Source organism: Photorhabdus tasmaniensis (genome assembly GCF_011189505.1).
GTDB lineage: Bacteria > Pseudomonadota > Gammaproteobacteria > Enterobacterales > Enterobacteriaceae > Photorhabdus > Photorhabdus tasmaniensis.
Genome location: NZ_PUJU01000156.1, coordinates 1 through 1,248, shown reverse-complemented (window position 1 = coordinate 1,248; position 1,248 = coordinate 1). Strand labels below are relative to the sequence as shown.

Sequence of the window (1,248 nt, the reverse complement as noted above, 5' to 3'; positions counted from 1 at the left end):
GCTTGCTTAAATCTATCCGGCGTCACTGTAGGTAAGGAACCTCCGCCTCGATGAGTTCCGCGCCTGATGAACCTTAAAAGTGTGTCGGCTTCAAGGAGCCAATTTTTATGCTAGGTTTCTCATCAGGCCGGTAGGCCGTTCATGTCATCAATTATCAGTCTTCGAAAAACCAGTAGGGTAATAGTTAAATAGATTCACAATGACGTCAGTTTCAGGCAACAAATACCGTGTGTTGTGTCGTAATAGCTCACGCTATCCGGGCGAGTTTATTAGCCAACGCACAGGCCACAATATTAGAATGCTTTCGTTCAAGTTGCTGCTGAACCCAGTCAGCCAGTTTGCCCTTTTTATGCTCGATATGCAGTATGAACGTTCGGGCACATAGCACTAACAGTTGCCGGAGTGTCTTGTTACCCCGTTTACTGATCCCCAATAAGGTTGTCTTTCCCCCAGTACTGTACTGGCGGGGAACCAATCCCATCGAGGCTGCAAAATCCCGGCTGCGTGCGTATTGCTTCCCATCGCCCAGTTGTGAGGAAAGCACACTCGTCGTGATGGGGCCAATGCCGGGGATCGTCATCAGCCGTTGTCCGGTATCATCCTGAGCAATCTCTTGTGACAGGGCGGTTTCAATCTCGGTGATTTGTTTAACCAGATAGTGATAATGCGCCTGTAACCGCAGTAATACCTGTACCAGATAAGGGGGAAGTTCATGTTCATCCAACACAGTGGAGAGCTGTTTTATCACGGCAATCCCCTTGGGCATACTGATGCCAAACTCAAGCAGGAAAGCCTGCATCTGGTTGGTGGTTTTCACTTTATCCCGTACCAGCGATTCCCGGACACGGTGCAGGGCTCGCATGGCTTGCTGAGCTTCCGTTCTGGGCTGAACAAATCGCATTGAAGGGGGTGAGGCGGCTTCACAGATAGCTTCGGCATCAATAAAGTCATTCTTGTTACTTTTGACGAAGGGACGAACAAACTGCGGTGAAATCAGCTTGGCCTCGTGCCCCAAATCAGCGATCCACCTTGCCATGAAATGCGCGCCAGCACAGGCTTCCATCACCACCGTTGCCGGAGAGCAGCCAGCTAAGAATTCCATCAATTTAGTTCGGGTGAATTTTTTACGTAGCAGGGCTTTCCCCGAATGATCCTGACAATGGACATGAAAGGAATGCTTGCCGAGATCGATACCAATCAGTGCGATAGTGTTCATGATGATAACCGCTTAAAAAAATAAATCACACG

General features: G+C 49.1%; 1 protein-coding gene. It reads right to left on the bottom strand.

Going from position 1 to position 1,248, the window contains the following annotated elements; genetic code table 11:
- Positions 1-247: 247 nt before the first annotated feature.
- Positions 248-1,216 (bottom strand): IS110 family RNA-guided transposase, encoded by a 969-nt coding sequence (locus C5471_RS23285; protein WP_166296580.1) that lies wholly within the window; start codon positions 1,214-1,216, stop codon positions 248-250.
- Between the last annotated feature and the right edge of the window lie 32 nt (positions 1,217-1,248).